At 68.1% G+C, this 24,461-nt stretch carries 15 protein-coding genes and 1 pseudogene; 9 read left to right on the top strand and 7 right to left on the bottom strand.

The genetic code is table 11. From position 1 onward, the window contains the following. The 7 genes from Bra3105_RS00005 to Bra3105_RS00035 all read left to right on the top strand — a co-directional run bounded on the left by Bra3105_RS00005 (nucleotide 1) and on the right by Bra3105_RS00035 (nucleotide 12,868). Nucleotides 1-597, top strand: coding sequence for a single-stranded DNA-binding protein (locus tag Bra3105_RS00005; protein ID WP_228358084.1), 597 nt, complete (start codon nucleotides 1-3; stop codon nucleotides 595-597). Next, nucleotides 594-1,745: a hypothetical protein gene (locus Bra3105_RS00010; protein WP_228358085.1), complete on the top strand. Its 1,152-nt coding sequence runs from the start codon at nucleotides 594-596 to the stop codon at nucleotides 1,743-1,745. Before Bra3105_RS00005 ends, Bra3105_RS00010 begins: the two co-directional genes overlap by 4 nt. A gap of 22 nt (nucleotides 1,746-1,767) precedes the next feature. After that, entirely contained in the window at nucleotides 1,768-3,117 is a 1,350-nt protein-coding gene (locus Bra3105_RS00015) for a hypothetical protein (protein ID WP_228358086.1), read from the top strand. Nucleotides 3,118-3,787: 670 nt separating this feature from the next. Next, complete coding sequence (locus Bra3105_RS00020) at nucleotides 3,788-4,345, top strand: hypothetical protein (RefSeq protein ID WP_228358087.1); 558 nt, start codon at nucleotides 3,788-3,790, stop codon at nucleotides 4,343-4,345. Between the two features lie 167 nt (nucleotides 4,346-4,512). Next, on the top strand, nucleotides 4,513-10,812 hold the full coding sequence (locus Bra3105_RS00025) for a helicase-like domain-containing protein (protein ID WP_228358088.1): 6,300 nt from the start codon (nucleotides 4,513-4,515) through the stop codon (nucleotides 10,810-10,812). Between the two features lie 84 nt (nucleotides 10,813-10,896). Then, a complete protein-coding gene (locus Bra3105_RS00030; RefSeq protein WP_228358089.1) occupies nucleotides 10,897-11,550 on the top strand; it encodes a hypothetical protein in 654 nt (217 codons plus the stop codon). Between the two features lie 637 nt (nucleotides 11,551-12,187). Next, the gene (locus tag Bra3105_RS00035) at nucleotides 12,188-12,868 is read left to right on the top strand and encodes a metal-dependent transcriptional regulator (RefSeq protein WP_228358090.1); all 681 of its coding nucleotides are present in this window, start codon (nucleotides 12,188-12,190) and stop codon (nucleotides 12,866-12,868) included. Here Bra3105_RS00035 and Bra3105_RS00040 read toward each other — a convergent pair. From Bra3105_RS00040 to Bra3105_RS00050, 3 genes are read right to left on the bottom strand one after another with little or no spacing between them, the layout of a single operon-like run. Further along, entirely contained in the window at nucleotides 12,844-13,749 is a 906-nt protein-coding gene (locus Bra3105_RS00040; protein ID WP_228358091.1) for a metal ABC transporter permease, read from the bottom strand. The genes Bra3105_RS00035 and Bra3105_RS00040 overlap by 25 nt on opposite strands. Further along, on the bottom strand, nucleotides 13,746-14,486 hold the full coding sequence (locus Bra3105_RS00045; protein ID WP_228358092.1) for a metal ABC transporter ATP-binding protein: 741 nt from the start codon (nucleotides 14,484-14,486) through the stop codon (nucleotides 13,746-13,748). Before Bra3105_RS00045 ends, Bra3105_RS00040 begins: the two co-directional genes overlap by 4 nt. Beyond that, on the bottom strand, nucleotides 14,483-15,418 hold the full coding sequence (locus tag Bra3105_RS00050; protein ID WP_228358093.1) for a metal ABC transporter substrate-binding protein: 936 nt from the start codon (nucleotides 15,416-15,418) through the stop codon (nucleotides 14,483-14,485). Before Bra3105_RS00050 ends, Bra3105_RS00045 begins: the two co-directional genes overlap by 4 nt. 219 nt (nucleotides 15,419-15,637) lie before the next feature. Here Bra3105_RS00050 and nrdI point away from each other — a divergent pair, with 219 nt between their 5' ends. Together nrdI and nrdF are read left to right on the top strand one after the other, a co-directional pair. After that, entirely contained in the window at nucleotides 15,638-16,147 is a 510-nt protein-coding gene (gene nrdI / locus Bra3105_RS00055) for a class Ib ribonucleoside-diphosphate reductase assembly flavoprotein NrdI (RefSeq protein ID WP_228358094.1), read from the top strand. Next, nucleotides 16,144-17,157 carry a class 1b ribonucleoside-diphosphate reductase subunit beta gene (nrdF, locus tag Bra3105_RS00060; protein ID WP_228358095.1) on the top strand — a complete coding sequence of 338 codons (1,014 nt, stop codon included), beginning with the start codon at nucleotides 16,144-16,146 and terminating at the stop codon, nucleotides 17,155-17,157. Before nrdI ends, nrdF begins: the two co-directional genes overlap by 4 nt. 21 nt (nucleotides 17,158-17,178) lie before the next feature. On the opposite strand, the gene Bra3105_RS00065 is transcribed toward nrdF, so the two are convergent. The 4 genes and pseudogenes from Bra3105_RS00065 to Bra3105_RS00080 form a co-directional block, all read right to left on the bottom strand. After that, entirely contained in the window at nucleotides 17,179-19,074 is a 1,896-nt protein-coding gene (locus Bra3105_RS00065; protein WP_228359690.1) for a heavy metal translocating P-type ATPase, read from the bottom strand. A 236-nt stretch (nucleotides 19,075-19,310) separates the two neighbouring features. Beyond that, nucleotides 19,311-19,649 (bottom strand): annotated as a pseudogene (gene cmtR, locus Bra3105_RS00070) (Cd(II)/Pb(II)-sensing metalloregulatory transcriptional regulator CmtR); the annotation flags it as partial. 296 nt (nucleotides 19,650-19,945) lie between these two features. Beyond that, nucleotides 19,946-23,677 (bottom strand): MobF family relaxase, encoded by a 3,732-nt coding sequence (gene mobF, locus Bra3105_RS00075; RefSeq protein WP_228358097.1) that lies wholly within the window; start codon nucleotides 23,675-23,677, stop codon nucleotides 19,946-19,948. Beyond that, a complete protein-coding gene (locus tag Bra3105_RS00080; protein WP_228358098.1) occupies nucleotides 23,668-24,174 on the bottom strand; it encodes a hypothetical protein in 507 nt (168 codons plus the stop codon). The genes mobF and Bra3105_RS00080 overlap by 10 nt, the downstream gene beginning before the upstream one ends. Nucleotides 24,175-24,461 lie beyond the last annotated feature (287 nt).

A 24,461-nucleotide genomic window follows, 5' to 3' on the forward strand; every position in this document is an offset into this window, starting at 1 on the left:
ATGACCGTCACCCAGCGCATGGAGAGCCAGCGAGGCCAGATCGGCAAGGAGATCCGGCACGACCTGGACAAGAACGGCAACCCGTGGGCGAACTTCTCGCTCGCGGTCGACAGGAACCGTCAGGATCAGCAGGGCAACTGGCACAAGGAGGGCACCGACTGGTACCAGGTCTCCGTGTTCGGCGCGCAGGCGGCGAATGTGGCCGAGTCCCTGCGCCCGGGCGCTCCCGTGGTCGTCACGGGCCGTCTGGAGACTGAGCACCGCCTCGGGGAGGACGACAACGGCCAGCCCGTCGTGCAGGTCCGCAACAACGTCATCGCCGACGTGGTGGCCCCGGATCTGCGTCGCACCGCGGTGATCCTTCCCGACAAGCCGGAGACGGCAGGTCCCAGCGTCTCCGGGACCGGGCCGCAGGCCACGGCTGAGGCCGCCGCGGCTCCCGCGCAGGGACAGGTAGCACAGCAGCCGGGACAGCAGGCGTACCAGCAGGCGCAGGCCCAGCAGCCTCAGCAGGGACAGGCGGCGGCGCCAGCGGGCGGCGCGGGGTGGCCCCAGGTCGCTCAGCCGGGTAGCGGGCAGGGGGCGACGTTCGCGTGAACGCGATCTTCGACCCGGACGCGCCGGGGGCGGAGGTCGTTCTGACCACGCTCCTGGCGCGTGCCCGCGCCCGCGGCGATTGGACCGCCGCGTCCCCCGCGGACGAGTGGATGTTCCAGCCGAGCCTGAGCCCGTTCAACGCGCCCGAGATCAGCATCCCGTTTGAGGGGCCTCGCGAGTGGACGACCGTGCAGCTGGACGAGTTCGACGCCTGGTGCACGAGCCAGGGCGCCGTGTTCGACGAGTCCGTGGGCGAAGTCCGCGTGTCCCTCGACGAGATCAAGGGCGATGACCCGGGTGGACGCTACTGCGCCTGGCAGCACATGACGGCTGAGGACCTGACCTCGCTGATCACGCCGGACGCTGAAGGGCAACGGGTGCTCCCGTACGTCCTGTCCGAGGGGAAAGGGATCCCTCTCGCGTGCGACGCCGGGAACCTCCACCTCGTCATGGAAGCGAACGAGCCCCGCGTCTACGTGGAGGCAGATCGCGACGCGGCCGATGCACCCCTGAACAGTGGATACGAGTGGGACGAGATGGTCTATGCCTACGGCGGGAAGCCGTATGACCACCGGCCTCTCTTCCCCGTGGCTGTGAGCGAGACCAGCAACGTGCGTTTCACCGATGATCCCTCGCGGGGCGTCGTCGACACCGGTAGCTGGCTGCGTCCGGATGCGGCGAAGGCCTTCGAATGGGCGAGTAGCGCCCAGCTGTCTGCGGTGACGAACTGGGACCAGCACGGCACCGTGCCACTGGATGACCGGCACCTGCGCCTGGCGACCACGAAGGTGGGCCAGAAGACCCTCATGACGTGGGTCGGCGCGGATGACGTCCCTCAGACCAATCCCGACCTGCCCTCGGCATGGCTGAACGCCGAGGGGCGGCTGGAGTCGTTCGGCGACTACAGCAACGGCCATGAGGCCGGGATGTGGCACTGGACGAACGAGCAGGGCGAGATCTCGCAGCGTGCCTACGTGGGTCCTGAGGGCGTGGTGGGCCCGGCCGAGTTCCGGCAGGGCCAGGAGTGGTCGGTGGGAGCGGACCGAGGGAATACCTCCCTCGCATCGGAGCCCGCGCAGTCCTTGGAGACCGTGAGCCCGCCTCATCCCGCGGCTGAGCCGGCGGGCCCGCGAATGGGCATGAACTGACGACCGTGAGAGGAGCACGAGCATGACGCAGACGAACAGTCCGAGCGAGATCGACGTGGCCATGGAGCATATGGAGGTGCTCGCCCTGCTGATGCGCCGCGCGAAGAACCATGCGGGCCGCGGTAGCCGCGGTGCCCGCCAGGGCGACTCCGAGCCTGGCACCACGACGGAGACACCCGACGACGAGGTGGACCTCGAGAGTGAGTGGGGTGCCGACGGCCAGGTCGAGCAAGGCCCTGCCGCGGTCGACGAGTCCGGTGTCGTCCGGGTGCCTCTTCAGCGGCGCGTCGAGGGGCTGGAAGTGGATCCCTCCGCGGCCGACGAGGTCGATATCAGCGAGCGTGACGCACCGGAGATCAACGAGCAGCTGCGTGAGCTGGGGGCAGCGCTCGATCCGGAGACGGGCGAGGCCGTGATGGAGCGCGCGGCGTTGGAGGAGCGCGGGTGCACGGACGTCGAGGACCGCCTTGAACTGTTCTCCCGCATGTCGCCCGAGGAGCTGCTGACCGTGGTCGATGGCAGCGACCGTGCTGCAAGGTCCACGCGGGCGTGGATGCTCTCGCAGGACGACGTGTCCGAGAATCTGCGGCCTGCCGGTGACGTATCGCGCGCCGTGCTGCGCGACGGTGAGGTGTCGATCGAGCACCGTGCCCGCCTCCAGCGTGAGGACACGACGCTGAACCCGCAGGAGTGGGAAGAGGCCGTCCGCGCTGCGGGTGGGATCGCCGACGGGGACCGGGCGATGTTCCGCGCCGAGGTGGAGGACGCCGCCCGCGCGGCACAGTCGCAGAAGTTCCCACGGCCGGTGGAGGTGGCGGCCTTCGACAGGCTGGACTCCGACGGGCTGCACGAGCTGAGGGCGGGCGCCGAGCGCATGGACGAGCCGCGTTTCGAGGAAGCCGAGGATCTCGAGCTGATGGAGCTCAAGGGCGCGCAGGACCAGACGCGTGCGCTGGTGTGGGCTGACGAGACGGGCGCGCCGCAGACGCACCCGGAGCTGCCGTCGCTGTGGATGCGGGAGGACGACCCCAGCAAGGTCGAATCTGTCGGCAACTACGAAGACGGCCAGATGCACGGCGACTGGTACTGGGCCGATGAGGAAGGGCACGAAGCAGTCGAGACCGCTCCCTTCGATCACGGCGTGCAGAGCGGGCCCGCCGAGCAGCGCGACCCCGGGGAGGGGTGGGTGACTGTCGCGCAGACGCCGGAGCAGGGACTGTCCGCGCCGCGCCGACCGACCGAGGGAACCGCGGCATCGGCGGAGACGTCGACGGGGCCTTCCTCGTCGCCGGGTTCGAGCACGTCGCAGTCGACGCTCGCGGCGTCGACGTCGGAGCCGAACCACACCCCGGGTGGCCCCCGCATGTCCTGACGAGACGACTGGAGAAGAACCGTGGGCGGTGGGAACCGGGGCCGGTTTCCACCGCCTGCGGTTGTGGTGTGTTGACGAGCGAGGAGGTGCCCTGTGGCGTTCGTGCAGGGAGCGTTTGATCTGGACGGCCTGTGGGATACAGGCGAGGAGTCGATCGACGGCGGCGACGGCCGTGCGGTCGCGGTGCCGGAGGTGGCGTGGCCGAGCGTGGGCGGCCCGTCTCCTTGGGGGCCGGTGCGGCGAGTCGTCGAGGTCGTGCCCGCGGGTGTCGTGTGGGTCGATGCGCGCGACCAGTCCGGGTACTGGGTGGGCGAAGACCTGCGCGATCTCCTGGATGCGGGCGCGCGCGAGCACTCACCGGATACGAGGGCGGGCTGGTTCGGCGAGGTCGATGAGGCGATCGGCGTGGTCGTGCGGGAATGGCCCGCCGCGACCGTGGAGGCGCTGACCCGTGCCGACGCAATGACGTGGCAGAGCGCGGCGGGCCAGCTTCGCCGTGATGTGCGCGCCTCCCAGCGGCGTCTGGGAATGGCCGAAGGCTGGCTGTCCGCGTTCGACGACGTGACCCGGAAGAGCGGGGCACACCAGGAGGCGGAGCCCTCCGATATTCCGGCTGGCGCGGATCTGGCCGGGGAGGACACACGAGAGGGAAGCGAGCGAGGAGACGGTCATGGTGAGCGCGACGCAGAGGATGCAGGAGCTGAACGAGACCCGGGCACAGGCCCTGACGGAGAGGGAGTGGGAGCGGACGCTGCGGGAAGCGACCGCGTGGAGGAGCGACCCGGAGAGGTGGCGGCTGCCGGTGCCGGAGCAGGAAGCGGACCCGACCGACCCGCAGACGCATCCGAGCCCGCTGGGGGCGATCTCCTGGATTTTCCCTCGGACGGAGGACCTGCCGGTGTTCTTCACCCTGATGGACCGCCTGTGGAGCGTGAAGCAGGCGGACGAGGCCCCGGACAGGATGCTCGTGGAGCGAGTGGATCCGGACCCGAGAGTGGGCGCGGGGCTGCGGGTGACGTGGGCGGAGCCGGACCACGTGTGGGGCGCGAAACTGCTGGGGATGATGCGGCAGGTGAGCGCAGAGCTGGGCGAGAGGACTCGGGAACCGACGGAGGAGAGCGACATGGTGCCGGATCCGGTCGAGCTGGTGCGGGCACGGCAGATGATCGACCGGTTCTCGGTGCAGGTGCAGCGGGTGCGGGAGACCAGCCAGCAGATGGGGATCTGACCGGCGAGAGCGGCGACCCGGCCGAGAGCGCCGGGGAGAGGACTCCTGTGCGGGCGCTTGAGGGTGCTCCCGCGTTGATGCGCGCGCGAGCACGCGCGGTGGGGCCGGACCATGAGGCGGACACGGTGTCCGTGCCCTCGGGTGCGAAAGCCCGGTACGCGGCGAACGTGGCCGCGATCCGCGTGGTCCGAACCCTGGAGACGGAAGACCGCGCGGCGAACAGCGAGGAGCAGAAGACGCTGGCGGCTTTCTCCGGGTGGGGAGCGGTCGATGGCGTGTTCTCGGGCCGTCCCGAGTGGGAGGCAGAGGCCTCTGAGCTGCGCGACCTCCTCACGGGGGAGGAGTGGCAGGCGGCGCGTGCGAACACGCTGAACGCGCACTTCACCGATCCCGAGATCAGCCGGGCGATGTGGGACGTGATGGGGGAGGTGGGGCTGCCGGAGGATGCTGTCCTGTTGGAGCCCGGCGCGGGGACGGGCACGTTCCTTGGGCAGCGCCCGGAGGGTGTGTCGATGATCGGGGTGGAGCTGGACCCGCTGACCGCGCTGATCGGCCACTACCTGCACCCGCAGGCACAGATCCGCAACGAGGGCTTTGAGAGCACGAGGGTGCGCCCGGGCATGGTCGACGGGGCCATCGGCAACGTCCCGTACGGGAGCTACGCGCTGCACGATGCAGAGCACAATCCCGCGCGACTGTCGATCCACAACCACTTCATCGCCAAAGCGCTCGATGCGACCCGTCCCGGTGGGCTGGTCTCCGTGGTCACGAGCGCGTGGACGCTGGACGGGCAGGACTCGACGGCACGCCGAGAGCTGGCGAAGAGGGCGGATCTCGTGGCCGGGGCGCGTCTTCCCGGGGCAGCGTTCAGCCGAGTCGCGGGAACGGACGTGACCACCGACGTGCTCGTCTTCCGGCGCCTGGAGTCCGAGCGTGCCGTCCCGAACCTCGAGACCCTGGACTGGGGCCGCACGAGCGAGCTGGACCAGGGCGTCGCCGTCAATGAGTTCTTCAGCAAGCACCCCGAGCGCGTCCTCGGATCGCTGACCGTCACGGCCGGGCGGTTCGGCCCGCAAGCGAGCGTCACCGACGAGCAGGGAGACCTCCCGAGCCGCCTGCGCGAGGAACTCGCGGGACAGATCCGTGCCCGCGGGGTGACCGGAGGGTTCGCCCCGCGGGCGGAGCCCCTGGCCCTGGAGGCCGAAGACACCGAGCCTGGACTGTTCGAGGCTCTGCCCGCCCACGAGGTGCCCGTGCTGGGCACGGTCGTGGCCACGTCGACGCGCGCGGACGTGTCCGCGGCGGTGGGCGATTTCGCGCAGTGGACCGGGACGGACTGGGAGAAGGTGAAGGTCCCGCGCGCCCGCGCGAGCGAGGTGCGGACGCTGCTGGATGTGCGCGACGCGGCCCTGTCGGCCGTGCGCACCCAGACTGACACCAGCTCCTCCCAGGCCGATCGCGAGCAGGCTCGGCACCGACTGAACATCGCCTACGACACGTACGTCGGGGAGCACGGGCCGATCAACAGGTTCGAGCTGGTCACCTCCGCGCCTGCGGCGAAGAAGCTCCAGGCCGCGGTCGAGCGGGCGGAGAACCAGTGGCGGCGGAACCTGCCGGACTGGATGAGCCGGGAAGAGCGGGAGAGCGAGGACCCGGGAAATCACCTGAGGGAGCAGTGGCGTGCCGAGACCCTGGTCGACCTGGAGGGGACCCGCAAGAGGCAGCCGCACCTCGCGGACCTGAAGACGGACCCGTCGCTCGGACTGGTGATGGGTCTGGAGCTGTTCGATGAGGAGACGCAGGAGGCCAGGAAGTCGGCGCTGTTCAGCGAGGACATCGTGAGCGCGTCCACCCAGGAGCGGACCGCGCAGAGCGTGGATGATGCCGTCGCGATCTGCATGGACGAGACGCAGAGCGTGTCCGTGGATCGCGTCGCCGCACTGCTCGGGCAAGACGTCGACCAGGCACGCGACAGCCTCGCGGGAGTCGCCTACACCGACCCGGAGACGGGACGGATGCTGCCCGCCGCGATCTACCTCTCGGGGAACGTGCGGCACAAGCTGGAGGTGGCCCGTGAGGCGGCACAGGAGGACGCGTCGCTGGCGGGAAACGTGACCGCTCTCGAAGGGGTGATCCCGGAGTGGATCGGGATCGCGGACATCAACCTCCAGCCGGGCATCAACGTGCTCGGCCCCGACGAGTACCGGACCTTTGTCCGGGACACGTTCAAAGTGGAGGCCGATGTCGTGTACGACGAGCGCGAGGGCACGTGGGAGGTGAAGTCCCCGGGCGCGTCGGCGTTCCCCGAGGACGTCGCCTACCGGTGGGGCACGCAGGAACGCCGGCCCACGGACTTGCTGCAGGCGACGATGAACCAGCGGCCCGTGGTGGTCCGTAGCCGCGACGCCGACGGGAAGCAGGTCGTCGACCAGCAGGCCACGAACGCGGCCCGCGCCAAGTGCGAGGCCCTGACCGAGGAGTTCACACGATGGGTGGCCGACTCCCCGGAGCGGTCGGCCTTGGTGGAGGAACGCTGGAACGCCACGTTCAACCAGTACGTGGCCCCCGACTATCGGTCCCTCGGTGACCGGATGTCACTGCCCGGGCTGTCGGGCCAGTTCACGCCCCGCTGGTACCAGCGAGAGGGCGTCGCGCGGATCCTGCACGAGCCCGCAACTCTCCTGAACCATGTCGTGGGTGCGGGGAAGACCGGGACGATGGTGATGGGCGCAATGGAGCTGCGGCGTACGGGCACGGCACGCAAACCGTGGGTGGTCGTGCCCAACCACCTTGTCGAGCAGTTCTCGCGGGAGGCCAACGAGTGGTATCCCGGCGCGCGCGTGCTGGCGATCCCCTCGGGGGTCGGCCCGGCGGAGCGGCAGCGCTGGATTGCCCGGTCGGCCGGGGAGGACTGGGACATGGTGATCTGCCCGCAGTCGACGTTCAAGCTGATCGGCGTGGACCCGGCGCGGGCGCACTCGTGGACCATGGACCAGCTCGCACAGATTGAGGACGGCGCCGGGGACATCGACCCCAAGGACCGCATGAGCGTGAAGCGATTTGAGGGTGTGAAGAAGCGCCTCGAGGAGCGTGTGAAGAAGCTCGAAGCGTCCAAGGACGTCGGCCTGACGTTCGAGAACACAGGCTGCGACTTCCTCATGGTCGACGAGGCCCACACGTACAAGAACCTGGCCCGGCAGTGCGACATCTCTGACCTGTCCCACGCTGGCTCGGACCAGGCCTCCGACCTGGACATGAAGCTGCAGGTGCTCCGGGAGTTCCGGCGCGATGTGGCCGAGCGCGACGGGACGCTGACGCCCGGGTGGATCCCGCACGTGGCCGCGTTCGCCACGGGCACGCCGGTGGCGAACAACCTCGCGGAGATGTGGGTGATGCAGCGGTACGTGCGCCCCGACCTGCTGGAGTCCCAGGGGACGGCCCCCCTCCGCGAGTGGGCGCGCGCGTTCGCGCGGTCATCGCAGGCGCTGGAGATGAGCCCGGATGGGAACTCGTGGCGGATGAAGGACCGCGTGCGGTCGTTCACGAACCTCCACGCGCTCACGGCCAGTACCCGCGTCTTCACCTCCACCGTCACCAGCGCCGACCTCGGCAATGCCCTCCCGAACCTCGCAGGCGGACAGCGGAACCTCCTGACCCGTCCCGCCTCCGAGCAAGTCGAGCAGTACGTCGTCGCGCTCGGGGCCCGGGCGCAGTCGCTGAGTGGGGATCAGCGCGAGGACAACCTGTTGAAGATCAACGGGGACGGGCGCGCGATCGCGATCGACCCGCGCCTGCGCGGCTTGGACGCGGACGAGGACGGCGGCCGACTCGGACAGATCGCTGACGGCATCATCGACGTGCACGACCGCTCGAAGGACACCCGGTACGTGGATACCAGCGGCCGGGACGAGGCGATCCCGGGCGCGCTCCAGCTGGTGTTCCTCGACCAGGGCACGCCGGGCGGGGCCGGGCCGAACCTGTATGAGGACTTGCGTGTGGAGCTCGTCGCCCGTGGCATGGAGCGTGAGCGCGTCGCGTTCATCCACGACGCGACCGACGATGAGTCCCGCGGGGAACTGTTCGCGCGCTGCCGCGACGGCCGCGTGAACGTGCTTGTGGGGTCGACGGAGAAGATGGGCACTGGGGTGAACGTGCAAAAGCGCGCGATCGCCCTGTGGCACGCCGATGTTCCCTGGCGGCCCGCGGACCTCGAGCAGCGCGAGGGGCGCGTCCTGCGGCAGGGGAACCAGAACGCGGAGGTGACGATCACGAACTGCGTCACCCAGCGCACACCCGACGCGCTGAACTGGCAGGGCATCGAACGGAAGGCGTCGTTCATCGCGCAGATCACCAGCGGCCACGCACCCGGCAACGACATCGACGCAGGGGACGACCTGCAGCTGTCTGCCGGTCAGTGGGCCGCGATCGCGGCGGACAACCCGCTGGTGATGGAACGCGCTGAGCTGACCTCGGAGCTGATGACCCTGGAATCGCTGGCCCAGGCGCACCGCTCGAGCGTCCTGACGACGCGGGCACGTCTCACGTCCAGCCGGGCGAACCTCACGCGGATGGAGCAGTCCCTGGCCGAACTCGAGGACATCGGTGGCCGGGTGGACCTCGAGGCCGGGTACGTCGCGCCGGATGGGACCCACGAAGAACGGTGGGTGGATGCCTCCGTGCACATGCGTTGGGAGATCAACACGCACCTGCCACGCGTCGCAGACTCGAGCACCGGGGCCGCGGCCGCGGTAGGGCGGATCGCTGGTGTCGACGTGGAGCTGGCCTCGCCTGTGCGCGGGGTGATCGTGCTGCGCCCCGTCGACGCGCCACTGATGGAAGTCGGCGTGAACCCGGCCGAGGACGGGATCAGCGCGAACTACGCGCTGCGGGTGGCGAACCGCCTGGAGAAGATCCCCGAGAAGCAGGCAAGGCTGCGTGAGGGGATCTCCACGACCAGCCAGAGCATCCGCGAACTCGAAGAGGTCACCGCGTCCATGCGGTTCGAGCAGCAGGAGCAGCTCGACAGTGCTCGCGCGCGCCTGGAGGAGATCGACAAGGAACTTGAGGGGACGAACGACGACGACGAGGAGCAGGGCAAGGTCTTCCGCGAGGACCTGAAGGACGCTGGTATCAGTCTCACGATCCGAGGATCAGCGATCCGGCCCGGCGATGTGGTGCGTGCAGACGGGAAACGCCTGTCGCTGACCGCCGAGCGCGACGAGGAGAGCGAGCTGATCCGACTGGTGAGGCCCGATGGGGACGTCGAGAAGTTCGCCCAGCCGTGGGACGAGGTGAAGCTCGTGGCGCGGGACCGTGCACAGCTCACGGCCTGGGAAGCGCGACTGATCGACCGGGGCGAGCGCGACCGGCTCGTGCACCCAGGGGGCCTGCCCGAGGGAGCGCAGGTCGTCTTCGCTGACGAGTCTGGAGCGGTCATGGAGGGTGTCATCGAATCCGCGGGCCACCCTGCGACGGCTCGGACCAGCGATGGTGACGAGAAGGTGTTGCTCCCGGGCGTGATGGTCCTGCAGCCCGACTACTACGACGACGAGGCCCTCGCGGTCCGCCGGGAGTGGCAGAAGCTCGTGCCTGCGAACGCCCTGGTGCCGGGCGACCGGATTGTGCGCGCGCTCGGTCAGCAGGATGGCGAGGTCGTGGAGCTCCCCGCGTGGGCGGGCGCACGAGCCGAGGGAAGCGTCGGTGCTTACCTGGCTCTGCCGGATGGAGGGTCAGTGTCCGGTCGCGAGGGGCGGTTCGAGGTCGAGGCCGGACCCGGCGCGGACGCAGACCAGCTCGCGCGATCGGGGATGCCTACACATCTGGAGATCACTGCGCTGCGGCCTGGCGACGTGGTGGCACGACGGGAAGTGGACCGTGACGCGACCACGGACACTCCCGTGACCGTGATCAGTCCAGCGGACTCGTGGTCACGTTCGGCCGAGACGAGGATTCGACTCGAGGACGGGAACATCGCCACGGTCCGGACGAAGTCCTCGAGCGTGGTCGACGTTCTCTCCCGGTCACTGACAACGATGCCTGCCGCTGACTGTGCCCGCCTGCTCGAGGGTGGTATGCCCGAGGGTGTGCACGTGATCGAGCACCGCGAAATCAGCGAGCACGAGGGCCGCCAGCTGGTGACGAAGGACGCCGGGCAGATCCGGGTCGGCACGATCGTGAAGAATCCCCGGAACCCCAACGTGCCCGCGGATCGGCAGGCCTCGCACGCGATCCGCTTCATCGCCGAAGACGGCACCGAGAAGGTTGAGGCACGCACATACGGTCTTGACGCGGATGTGCTCGTCCTCGACAACGGTGTGGATGCTGAGGGCCTGAGACGTCGGCTCCAGGCCATGACCTCGGCTCCGCTGCTACGGGACGACACCGCTTCAACGACTCCGAGGACGGTGCACCTTCCCGCAGGTGTCTTCCCAGGCGCCGATGGCGGGACCTTCCCGAAGCTGCGGTGACAGCCGGCTGCCCGTGCGCCCGGTGGAGGCTCAGACTGCTACGGTGGCGTTGGTCACATGGGCCGGTGGTATGAAGAGGGGGACATGATGTCGAGGAGCAGGGCGAAGTTGTGGGGAGCCGGGGGTATTGCGTTGATGCTGGCGAGTGTCGCGCTCGCGGCGCCCGCCAGCGCCGAGGGAACTTCGGAAGAGACCGAGAAGATCACGGTTCAGTCGCAGATAGAAGATCTCGAGGTACAGGTCGACATGGCCAGCGTCCCGTCCGATGCGACGGTAACCAGCGACGACGCGGGCACACTCACCGTGACGCAAGACGGAAAGCAGATGACCGTCGAGCAAGACGGCTCATGGAAGATCGGCGATGCGCCGAAGCCAGGAGGAGTGGAGGCGCGCTGGGAGGCCGGGGCCTGCTACGGAACCTTCGTCAACGTCTATGTGAATGCTGAGATCGACCTCCAGTGGGGCGCTCAGCAGACCTGCGTCAGCACATCGAAACGACCGCACGCGGTGGACGTGACCCTGCGACAGGGCAGTACCAGACCGTTCTCTAAGCAGACCAACAAGATCTCGCACCGGGCCAAGCGCACGTACTCCCAGGTGTCCAACAACTACAACTACAGCCACTGCCTGAACCGGACAAAACTGCGCGCATCCGTTGTAGCGAAGCCCTATGCAGCTGGCGTGTACTGGCCCCAGGTCACCAGCGAGGACACGACCGTGAAGTGCAATGTTCGATGAACGCGGGTGACGAGCCCAGCGTCGCGGAGGTTGTGAGTGCTATCCGTGAGGCGTACACGGAGAATCTGGCCGGAGGGTCGAGCGCTGCGGAAGCTCTGCAAGAGGTCGCGATCAGGTTGCAGTTGAGCCTGCGCGACTGTGCCGAGGTGGTCGGCCAAGAGGATCTCGTCGATGCAATGGGCGATAGCTGGGAGATCGTGGGACCTGAAGGAGGTCCGTACGAGCTGCGCCGCCCGGGACATCCGCCAGTAACCGACTGAGCAATCAGTCTCCGACAACGCGGAGTTCATTCCATCGCTCCCAGGCCATTTCCAGCAACTGAGCTGGGATTCCCCACGCGAAGACGAGCTGATCGGCCAGGGGCTCCTCCTCCATGCTTGTGTCCCACCCAAATAGGCGACCGTGTGCCATCCCAGACGAAATCTGCCACGTCGTGGACACCGAAACCTCCGCAGTTGCCCGTGTGTCGTGTGGGAAGTAGTCGGGTGCGGCCGTCGTTGTCGGGGCTCGTCGCCGACGTGTCGCGGCCGACCGTTGAACGCTCTACTCACGCCTCTTTGGGGTCCGCACACCCAAACTTCGCGCGACTTAGCTGGGCGTGTCGCCGATAAGGAGCCTTCGCAGCTATTCTCGTGACATGTCTGTCAGCGAGCTGTCCGCGAGTGCCCAGAACTACGTGAAGGCGATCTGGGGACTGACGGAGTGGAGCGGTGACCCGGTTACTCCGACGCTGATCGCGCAGCGTATGGACCTGAAGTTGTCGTCCGTCTCGGATGCGGTGCGCCGACTCGCCGATCAGGGCTTGCTGACCCACGCGCGGTACGGGTCGGTGGAGCTGACCGATTCGGGGCGCGGGCACGCGTTGGAAATGGTGCGGCGGCATCGCCTGATCGAGACGTTCCTGGTGGAGACTCTGGGCTATCGGTGGGATCAGGTGCACGATGAGGCAGAGACTCTCGAGCACGCGGTGTCGGATTTCATGGTGGAGAGGATCGACGAGGTGCTCGGTCGCCCCGCACGTGATCCCCACGGCGATCCGATCCCCGCAGCCGATGGCACGGTGAGCATTCCCGAGGCGCGGCGTCTCACGGAAGTCGGTGCGGCTGGCCGTTTGATCGTGGAGCGGATTTCCGACGCGGATCCCGCATTGCTGCGGTTCTTCGAAGCCCGAGGTGTCGGGGTGGGTGCCGTCCTCGAGGTCGGAGAGGGGGCGCCTTTCTCCGATTCCCTGGAGGTGAGTGTGGAAGACTCCGGTGATTCTGCGCCTCTGGGGCGCTCGGCGACCGATGCGCTCTACGTCTCAGCCGCTCCCGTCTGATCTTCACGGGTGCTAATGGCTGCGTGTTGGCGAGGGCGACATGTCCTAAGGCGATTGACGAGCAGCCCGTGTCGCGGGGCGAAGAGGTAGACGATCGCGAACGCGCTGCCCTGCGCGACCACCACGAGCCCGCCGGGTGAAGCGTCCAGCCAGTAGCTGAGGTAGATGCCGGTCACGGAGCAGGCAGCGGAGAGGACGGGTGCAATGAGGAGCATCCGGCTGAATCGGTCGGTGAGCAGATAGGCGGTGGCTCCAGGAATGATGAGCATCGCCACGACCAGGATCACGCCCACGACCTGCAGGGCGACGACGGCGGTCAGCGCGAGCAGGCCGAGCAGGAGTGCGCCGAGGAGGCGAGGGCTCAGTCCGATGGCGTGGGCGTGGGTGGGGTCGAAGGCGTAGAGGGTGAGGTCGCGGCGCTTGACGACCAGGACTGCGAAGGCGACCGCGGCGAGGATTCCGACCTGAAGAAGGTCCGCCGGAGAGATGCCGAGGATGTTGCCGAAGATGATGTGGTTCAGGTCGGTCTGGCTGGGCGTGACGGAGATGAGGATCAGCCCGAGACCGAACAGGGTGGTGAAGACTATGCCGATGGCGGCGTCCTCCTTGACTCTGCTCGTCCCTCGCACCAGGCCGATCAAGCCGACCGCGAGGAAGCCGAACACGACCGCGCCGACGGCGAAGGGTGCACCGACGATGTAGGCGAGGCCGACACCTGGAAGCACGGCGTGGGAGACAGCGTCGCCCATCAGCGACCATCCGACGAGGACGAGCCAGCACGACAACAACGCACAGACCACGGCCGCGATGACAGTGGTGACCAGGGCTCGGGTCATGAAGTCGTACTGCAGGGGCTCGAGGATCCAGTCCAGTGGGTTCATGCGGCGTCCTCCGGGGCGAGCACGTCCAGGCCGAAGGCGAGGGCGAGCCGCTCTGGCATCAGGGCCTCGGACACGGGGCCGTGGAAGAGGATCTTCTGCAGCAGGAGCACTGCCTCGTCGGCCAACTGCGGGAGGGCGTGGAGGTCGTGGGTGGAGACCAGGATCGTGCGGTCGTCGTCGGCGAGCTCGCGGAGCAGGCGGACGATGGTGGCCTCGCTGCGCTTGTCGACTCCGGCGAAGGGTTCGTCTAGGAGCATGATCCGAGCGTCCTGGGCGATTCCACGGGCGACGAAGGCGCGCTTCTTCTGACCTCCGGAGAGCTGACCGATCTGCCGATCGGCGTACGCGGTGAGCCCCACACGATCGAGTGCGTCGTCGACCGCAGCGCGGTCCGCGGGGCGGGCGCGGCGGGCGTGGCCCTGATGGCCGTAACGGCCCATCATCACTACGTCGCGCACCGAGACGGGGAAGGCCCAGTCGACGTCCTCGCTCTGCGGCACGTAACCGATGAGCCCGCGTTGTCGAGCCCTCGCCGGTGACTCGCCGTCCAGGGTGACGCTGCCTCGATCGGGCCGGACCATCCCCGTGATCGTTTTGAACAGCGTGGACTTGCCAGAACCGTTCATTCCGATCAGGCCGGTTACGCGGCCCGAGTGCACGTTGAGGGACACGTCGGCGAGAGCGGCCACGTCGCCGTAGTGCACGGTGAGCTCTGAGACCTCGATCGCCGCGGTCACGCAGCCTCCCCCGCCAGTCCCGTGGTGATCGTGTCTGCATCGTGACGGATCAGGTCCAGGTAGGTGGGGACCGGACCGTCTCCCTCGGAGAGCGAGTCGACGTAGAGGGTTCCGCCGAAGCTCGCGTCGGTCGCGCTGACGACCTGCTGCATGGGCTTGTCAGACACGGTGGATTCGCAGAACACGGCGGGGACGTCGTTCTCCTGCACGAACTCGATCACCGAGGTGATCTGCTGCGGAGTGGCCTGCTGCTCGGCGTTGACGGGCCAGATGTACTTCTCGGTCAGTCCAGCGTCCCGGGCGAGGTAGGAGAACGCGCCCTCGCAGGACACCAGCGCACGTTGGTTCTTCGGGAGCTCGGCGAGTTCGTCCGTCAGGCTGTCCTGGACATCCTGGAGCTGTCGCTTGTATGTCTCGCCGTTCTTCTCATAGTCCTCCGCGTGCTCCGGATCGAGGCCGCTGAAGGCCTCCACCATGTTGTCGACGTAGGTCTGCACATTCTTCGGGCTCATCCAGGCATGCGGGTTGGGCTTGCCGGCATAGGCATCCTCTGTGATGTCGATCGGCTCGATACCTTCGGACACCACGACGTGGGGCACGTCGGCCTCCTCCACGAACTGTCCGAACCACACTTCGAGATTCAGACCGTTGTCCAGGATCAGGTCCGCGTCCGAGGCCTTCCTGATGTCCCCCGGGGTCGGCTCGTAGCCGTGGATCTCTGCACCCGGCTTCGTGATCGACTCCACCACGAGATCCTCGCCGCCGACGTTCTCCGCGATGTCCTCCAGCACCGTGAATGTCGTCAGCACCACGGGCTTCTCCCCGTCCGCGGAGCTCGTCCCTGTGGCTCCTCCGGAGCATCCGGAGAGCGCGAGCGCCGCGCTCGCGGCCACTGCGCCGAGCACCGTCTTCCATCGTCCTCGTGCATGCATCGGCAAATCCTTGTCCTCTCATCCCCTGCGCCCTTCAGGTGCACATCGTCAGCTCAGACTCTATTGTTCGCCATGGCGTAGTTGCAACAGCGGCGTGGCGTAGTGACGGCGCGCCGATTCGCTGGTACTACTAGATGTGCTGGAGCTAGGGCAGATGCGACACAACATCTGGGGTTGAGTGAGCCGGGCGTGGGCCAGGCCGCAGGAGAGGAGAGAAGTATGGCGACGACCGCACGAAGCTCCCCATCGAGCTTCCCGATCCGAGAGCTGGCACCGCAGGAGTCGCCGAGCCTGGTGTTCTTCTCCAGCATCTCGGAGAACACGCTTCGCTTTGTCCAGCGGCTGGATCGACCCGCGGTGCGGATCCCTCTGCGCCCCCGCGTGGAAGGCGTGATCCGCGTGTGCCGACCGTTCGTGCTCATCGTTCCCACGTACGGCGGCGGCGAGCGGGCCGGAGCGGTTCCCAAGCAGGTCATCACCTTCCTCAACGACCCCGCGAACCGCGCGCTGCTGCGTGGGGTGATCACCGCGGGCAACACCAACTTCGGCGAGCACTACTGCCTCGCCGGGCCCGTCATCTCGCGCAAGTGCGACGTCCCGGAGCTCTACAGGTTCGAGCTGCTGGGCACCCAGCGCGACGTCGAGCGCGTGAACGCAGGCCTTGACCCCTTCTGGCAGAGGACAGCCAGAACCAATCACATGCAGGACGAACACAGGAGAACAGCATGACCATCACCTCGCCGGCGCTCGGATCCTCCATCACCCCGCCCGGATACCGCCGCGACCCCCTGGCCCGGCTGCGGCCGATCAACTGGAACCGCGTGGGCGACGAGAAGGACCTCGAGATCTGGAACCGGCTGACCGCGAACTTCTGGCTGCCGGAGAAGGTGCCGCTGTCCAACGACCAGCAGGCCTGGCAGGCGCTCGCACCGCACGAGCGCACCCTCACCATGCGGGTGTTCACCGGGCTCACCATGCTGGACACCGTGCAGGCCACCGTCGGCGAGATCTGCCAGATCCAGGACGCGCGCACCGACCACGAAGAGGCCGTCTACACCAACATTGCGTTCATGCAGTCCGTCCACGCGCGCTCGTACTCCTCAGTGTTCTCGACGCTGACAAGCACGCGCGAGATCGACGACGCGTACCGATGGGCGATCGGCAACGATCTGCTGCAGGAGCGGTGCAAGAAGGTGCTCCATCACTACTACGGACCTGATCCGCTCAAGCGGAAGGTCTCCTCGACCCTGCTGTCCTCGCTGCTGCTCTACGCCGGCTTCTACCTGCCGCTGCATTTCTCCGTGCATGCCACCCTGACCAACACCGCGGACATGATCCGGCTCATCCTGCGGGACAAGGCCGTCCACGGCTACTACTCCGGCTACAAGTACCAGCGCGGCCTCGAGTCGCACCCCGACCGCCGAGACGAGATGCGGGAGTTCACGTTCGATCTGCTCGAAGAGCTCTACGAGCTCGAGCTCGCCTACTCCGGCGAGCTCTACGAGCCCCTCGGCCTCATGGACGACGTCGCCGCCTTCGTGCGCTACAACGCGAACAAGGCCCTCATGAACCTCGGCTATCCCGCCCGGTTCGGCGCTGACGAGACGACGGTCAGTCCCGAGATCCTCGCCGCTCTGGCTCCCAGCGCCGACGAGAACCACGACTTCTTCAGCGGCTCCGGCTCCAGCTATGTCATCGGCAAGGCCGAGCACACCAGCGACGACGACTGGGACTTCTGACGAGAGAACGAGAGCTGTGAGTTACTGCGTCCACGCCGCGCCCGTGTCGACCCCTCTCACGGAGTCCGGGAGCGCCCGTTTGCGGGCTGCTCCGACGCCGTTCAGGATGACGAGAACCTCGGCAATCTCGTGAACGAGCACGACTTCGGCAAGTCCGAGCACCCCGAACAGTGCGAGCGGGAACAGCACGATGATGATCGCCAGCGCCAGCGCGATGTTGGCCGTCATGATCCTCCGTCCACGGCGGGCATGGGCAAAGGCGACAGGGATCAGCCTGAGGTCGTGGCCGGTGAAGGCGATGTCGGCGGACTCCACGGCTGCCGCGGAGCCCGTCGCACCCATCGCGATACCCACGGTCGCCGTGGCCAGCGCGGGGGCGTCGTTGATGCCGTCGCCGACCATCGCCGTCGGCCCCGATGCTGTCAGCTGCGTGATCGCTGCGGCTTTGTCGGCCGGGAGTTGCTCGGCGCGCACGTCGTCGATCCCCGCCTGAGCTGCCAGGGCGCGGGCGGTGCGGGCGTCGTCGCCTGTGAGCATGACTGTGCCGATGCCTTGGTCGTGGAGCATCCGCACGGTTTCCGCCGCCTCGGGCCGCAGCTCGTCGCGTACGCCGATCAGGCCCGCGGTCTCGCCGTCCGCTTCGACCACGACGACAGTCATGCCCGCCTCGGCCAGCTCATCGGAGTCTCGACGCAAACCCGCGGGGTCGAGCCAGCGAGGCCTACCGACCCTGACCGCGCGGCCGTCGCCGCGGCCAATGAGTCCGTGCCCGGCCTCTTCGGTCACTGCCTCTGCCGCTGGGGCGTCGGGGGCGGCGGCGGTGATCGCGGACGCCAGGGGATGGGTGCTGCTCGCTTCGAGCGCAGCGGCCCAGGCGAGGACCTGTGCGCGATCGAATCCTGCCGCCGTGCGAACCTCTGTCGCCTGCGGGCGGCCCTGCGTGAGCGTGCCGGTCTTGTCGAATGCGACCGTACGGACGGTTCCAAACTGCTCGAACGCTGCTCCCGACTTGATGACGACGCCGAACTTCGAGGCGGCGCCGATGGCGCTTATGACGGTGACCGGCACGGCGATGGCCATCGCGCACGGCGAGGCAGCCACAAGCACGACGAGGGCCCGCTCGATCCACGTCGACGGGTCGCCGACGAGCACGCCGAACAAAGCGACCACGCCGGCGACGACGAGGACGACCGGCACTAGGGGGCGGGCGATCCTGTCGGCCAGCCGAGCACGCTCACCCTTTCGAGCATGGGCCTGCTCGACGAGCGCGACGATTTGGGTCAGCGAGTTGTCGCGGCCGTCCGCCGTGGCTTCGACCAGGAGCGAGCCAGCCCCATTGACTGCACCTGCCGGTACTGGGTCGCCCGGGCCGACCTCGACCGGGATCGATTCCCCGGTGACGGCAGAGGTGTCGACGCTCGAGTGTCCCTCGGCGACGATGCCGTCGGTCGCGACTCGCTCGCCCGCGCCGACAAGGAGCAGGTCGAGCTCGCGGAGGTCCACCACGGGGACGTCGAAGGCGCTACCCCGCCGCGAGACCCGCGCAGTCTGGGGTACCAACGCGAGCAGCGCGCGCAGCCCCTCTTTGGCGCGGTCCATCGCGCGGTCCTCGAGCGTTTCTGCGAGGGAGAACAGGAATGTGAGCACCGCGGCCTCGCCCACGTGGCCGAGCAGCACCGCCCCGACGGCGGCGATGGTCATCAGCAGGCCAACGCCCAGACGCGCACGACCCCTGGCGGTGAACAGACGCTTCATGGTGCCGGGCGCGAACGTCCACGCCCCGGCCGCGAGCCCTAGGCCGAAGGAGACCAGCGCCGGGGCCCCGAGCCCTGTCACCTCCAAGACCAGCCCAGTCGCCCACAACAGGCCGGAGGCAACAGGTAGGGCGAGAGCGCGGTCGCGCCACCACGGGGGCATGTCCTCGTGCTCGTCGCGGGGCGATTCGGACGGCCCGCAGCACGCGTCGCCCTCTTCGACCGTTGATGCTTCGGGAGTTGAGTCGATAGAGCCGCAGCAGGCATCGCCCGTCACAGTCGGGCCTCTGCTGATCACGACGGATCGAGCTGACGCCGTCTTCGTCGTCCTTGCCTCACGACGCGGCTCGTCGACGCCGCAGCACTCGTCGCCCACTTCGCCTCCTCCTCGCAGGCGGCGCAGCATCCCGGCACTGTGCACTGCGGGTCCATGCACGGCTTGCTCTCGTCGACCGCCAGCGTGACGTCGACCAGCGCAGTGAGCGCGGCGGCGATGTGCGGATCGGCGATCTCGTAGCGCGTCTGGCGTCCCTCGGGCTCGGCGACGACGATCCCGCACCCGCGCAGGCAGGCCAGGTGGTTGGATACGTTGGTGCGCGTGAGCTCTAGCTCGTGGGCGAGCCTCGCCGGGTAGCCCGGTTCGTCGAGCAGGGATAGCAGGATGCGCGAACGGGTCGGATCTGCCATGGCGCGACCGAGCCGGTTCATGGCATCCAATCTCGAGGCAATGGTCAGCATGTAATGATCATACAGTAGATGCTGACCTATCGGCTGACCCTGCTTGTCACCTTGTCGAAGCAGTCGTCCCGACGAAGGCGCGAAACGCGCACTCAGACCTGCGGGGCTCGTAGCTGTCCGGGCAGACGTCGACGTGAGCAGAGGCGAACTCGAGCTGGCTCTTCAGTGTCATAGGCCCGCCGACCCGCACCTTGACGGCGGCAATCTGCATCTCTACTCCTTTGTATGGGAAACCGGGCGCTCGTACTGGAACACCGGTCACCACCATCAAGCAGTGGTGAAGGCGGCGATTCGAATCACCGCCGAGGGCCCCAGCGAGGGCCACGTTCCTGAGCCGGTATCAGTCGAGGGGGCGTTGGAAGAGGGCCAGACCTTCGATCCAGCCCAGGTGGGACGATGGAACCTGAGGCTGGAGTGGTGATGCGGTGCTCGAGTTCGCGGTGAAGGCCCCAGTAATCGGCCCGCGCACGGGTGTCCCACTTCGGCGGCGGCGGTCCGAGCGCGCTCTGGGTGCGCACGTCGTGAAGGTCGCGGTAGATCGCCACGCGCGTTCGGAGGTAGTCGGGTAGGTCTGATCCCCAGTTGGAGCGTGCGGCGCGCTGCGTAATGGTCCGAACGCGGGACGCGAGGCGGTCGAGGACCAGCGCGTCGAGACCCCGCACCTCGTCATCGGTGGTCTCGGGCAGAGGTGGGGTGATGCCGTGGAGCAGCCCGGGGCCGGTGCCGTCGGCGGTTACCTGGCGCAGCCGGTGGGTGAGGATGCCGAGTGCTTCGTCGGCGTCGCTCTCGTCCTCGCGGCTGAACAGCCCTGAGGTGAGCGCGTCCTCGGCCGCGCGGGGGCTGAGCGCCTGGGCTGTGGTCCACGCGGCCGCGAGCGACGGGGCGACCACGGAGGTCTCCACTTCCAGCGAATCCAGGCCGTGCGTCTGGCAGACGCGGGCGAGGAGATCAGTAGTGGGGGCGAGGGAGACGAGGTATTCGTGCTCCGCCACGAGGTGGTCGAGGGTGTTGCGGGCCTCGCGGGACTCGTCGAGGGTTGCGGTGGCGGACTGCTCAGCGCCGGTCGTGGTCATCATCGCCGCGAGGCGACCGAGGGCGGTCGGCGCCTCGGGCGTGGCGATGAGGTGGCCTGGCGAGGTGCTGGCGGCGTTCTCGCGGGCGTCGGGGTCCTCGCCCACGTACACCTTGTTCGTGGAGCGGCCGCGGGTCATGCCGACATACAGCAGCTCGGCGGGCACCGAGTCTGTCGTGGGGAGGACGAGGCGGGCCTCGTCGACGGTCACGCCCTGGGAGCGGTGCGCGGTCGTCGCGTACCCCAGTTCCATGGACGCGGAGCAATAGCCGGCGGGGATGGTGACGTGTGCGTCGGTGCCGTCACGAGTGGCGATGAGACTGCCGTCGGGACCGACGTCGGTGACGGTCATCAGGGAGCCGTTGCGGATGAAGTCCCCGTGATCGTCGGTGAGGGTCCGGTCGTTCGTGCGCGCGAGCACCCGGTCACCGATCCCGGCGGAGAAGCCGTCCCGTAGGGGAGTGGCGCGGGAGACGTCGACCTGCCCTGCCTCGATACGGTCGCTCTGGAAGCGGGCGTTGAGATCTCCCACGACGTCGTTGGTCGCGGCGATCACGATCGCCGTGGTCTCACCGGTCGCGAGGGCGTCACGGGTCGCGGTGTACGCCTGGTCGATCATGTTCTCGTCGGCGCCGGTGGTGATCCGCTCGTGAGAGCTGTACAGGGACACCAGATCCGCGGCCTCGTCCTCGTCACGGACCTGGCGGAGGGTGAGGGAGGCCTTGGCCTCCCACTTGGGGTCGCTCGCGGTGGGGTCGTCGTGGAAGCGCCATACGCTGGAGAGCTCGAGGGCGCGGTCGCTCTGGGCGAGGAGTGCGAGCGCCCCGCCTGCTTCCACAGCGTCGAGCTGGCGGTGATCGCCGACGGCGAGGACCTTCGCTCCGGCTGCCTCGGCCTGCTGGGTGAGGGCGAGCAGGTGCGGAGTGGAGCTCATGGAAGCCTCGTCGACGATGATCAGCTGGCCGGGGTGCATGGCCCATGTCGCGGACTGTGCCTGCAGCCGAGCGATCTGGCGGCGCAGGCGCCCCCGCTCGGCGGACGCCTCGTGGGGCATGCGCGCGAGGAGAGCGTGCGCGCGGGTGATCTCCTCGGCGCGGCGTGCGTTCCCCCGTGTGGTCTCGTGCAGCCACTTCGCGATCGTGTGGGCGGGGGCGTCGATCTCATCCGAGAGCACGTGTGCTGCCTGGGCGCTGGTCGTCAGTCCCACCACGTGCGTCCCGGGGTGCGCACTCTCCCACGCGGATCGCAGCGCGGACATGGTGGTGGTTTTGCCGGTGCCCGCGGGGCCGATGAGGACAGACATGCGGGCGTCGTCGCGCAGGATCGCGCGCACAGCTGCGTCCTGGTCCGGGGCCAGGGCATACCCCTTGGTGGCGCGCTGGGCGTCGTTGATCGCATCGACCAGGGCATCGACGGTCTCCGGCGGAGGGGAGGCAATCGCGCCGGGCGTGGTCAGCGCTGCGAGGAGGACCTGCTCGCGGTGGAGTGCGCTGTGGCTGGTGAACACGGACCGGTTGATGTCGTCGAAGACGGCGCGGCCGCGCAGAGCCACGCGTGGGTCGTCCGTGTCGATGCGGTAACGCGCGGGGGTGATCTCGATGCAGTGGGAGAGGACGGCCTCGCAGATGAGGTCGACGGCCTCCGCGCGGACCTCGGGAGAGTCGGTGCGCACGAGACGCAGGGTGCGCTCAACCTCCGCGCGCACGTTGGCCACGCTCCAGGTGGAACGGGCGGCGGTCAGATCGTCCGTGAACGATGCGGCCAGGCGCGCGATTCGGGCGGTGTCGCTCGTCTCCTGCGCGTCGCCCATCGACCCGGCGGTGAGTGCCGCGAGCACCTCGGTGACGCTCGCCAGGCCCGCCTGATCGAGGTCGGGATCGTTCGAGCGGTGCAGGCAGGCGGCGACCAGGGCGGCGGTGTCGTGGCCGCGCGCAGACGTCTCCTCGCGCCACTGCGCACACCGGTCGGGGAGGGGATCGCCCGCTTCCTTCTTCGCCTTCCGAGTCGCCCGCCAGGCTGCGTTCTTGATTTCGCGGCGCTCCGTCGGGGATGGGTCGCGCCCATACTTCTGCACGAACTCGTCGACGCTTCCCGCGAGAGCCTGGCGGATGGTATTCCGGCGCGTGGAGAACATGTCCCGGACCTGCTCGTCCATGCCCACGATTTCGGGAACAACGGCGCGGGAAGCGACCTGTGCGCGTTCCGCCCACTCCACGCCGAGAGTGCGGTGCATCTCGTCCATGAAGAGGTTCTGGTGCAGCTCCGACAGCGCCACGGTCGATTTGAAGAGGGACCGAGAGTCCAGCGTGACCCATTTTCCGTCGCTCGCGCGCTGCACCCGGTTGGAGATCACGACGTGGGAATGCAGGTGTGGGTCACCGTCGCGCGAATCCCAGTGATCCCACTTTCCGGCCAGAACGCCCTGGGCTCCCACGGCCGCAACTCCGCCGTGTCCGGCGCGCGTTTGGAGCACTCGAGTCTCCATCTGACGGATCGTCTCCGCGACAGCCCAATCGTGGCATTGCGCAATGGTGGACTGAATGGACGTATCCGAGAGCGCCCAGAGGATGCTCGCATCCTTGGGGATGGTGAACGTCAGATCGAATCCAGCGACATCGCGCCGCGCCTGCGCTGTGGATTCAGCAAGCTGATTCACATCGGACGAATGATTAGCGCGCGATGTACCTCGCGGCGGCTTACCTAACACCACGCCTGTTTCCGGGTGTCGAAACTTCTGCCACAAGGCGATGGCTTCGTTGGAGCCAATAGAGCCACCCAGGGGAATGCCCGCTGCAGTCGCGCCAGCGCCAATCCACCGCCCGGGAGGATTCCCGTGATCGGTGTAGTAGGCGGTGAGTCCCTTTGCTGCCACCGATGCCGACGAGGACATGTCCGCCTTGGCGACTGTGTTCTGCAGATATTCCACGCTGCTGATGCGGGTGGTGTTCATCGCCATGGGTTTTCTCCGTCGGGAAGCCATGTCGTGACGCGCTCTCGGATGCGCGCACCGACTGTCGTTTCGAGATTGTGTGTGACCAGAGTTCTCACGAAGGCGGTGGAAACGAACTGCGCATCTCGCACGGTTCGCTGCAGATCGCTGCGCAGGCGCGCATTGTCCTTTCGTGCTTCGCGTGCTTCGGTACGGGCCTGGGCCTCCTGCGCGGCGAGCGTCGCCAGGCGTGCCCGAGCTGCCTGGAGCTCCAGCTCGACGGCGCTGGAGACTGCCCCCTGGGGTCGGGTCAGCTGCTCCGCGATCTGCGCGCGAGAGGCGATGCGGACCGGCGGGGGAGTGGGCGTGCCCTCGCCCTTCTGGCGGGCGCGATACCTGGCCATCTGAGCGGCCTTGCGGCACCGGGCGGAGCAGTAGCGCACGGCGCCGACGGGTCGCTCCTGCCCGCAGTGCTCGCATGCAGGTCGCCGCGCCCGGGGCGAGGTCGAGTCATCAGTGCTCATGCCCCACCATCGCGGCCGGGCCCGTGGAGCGCGGCGGTTCTAGTAGGGCCCCTACAGCATTGGTGCCAGAGGTCCGTGGGCCGTTTACTTCTACTGCTAAGACTCCGTGTCCCTGACTCGTTGGTGATGTGGGTCGGCCTGCGGTGTTCGTGATGGGGTCTCGTCCTGTCTCGTGGCGTCGTGGTGTTAGGTGCTGATGTGGGTGGTTCTCGTCGGGGGCTCGTGAGTCCTCTGGTGGGTGTGGTGCTCGCGTTCTCGGTCTGCTGAGTGGGAGTCCGTCGGGTCCG

Origin of the sequence: Brachybacterium halotolerans subsp. kimchii (genome assembly GCF_020792675.1) — a bacterium.
GTDB lineage: Bacteria > Actinomycetota > Actinomycetes > Actinomycetales > Dermabacteraceae > Brachybacterium > Brachybacterium halotolerans.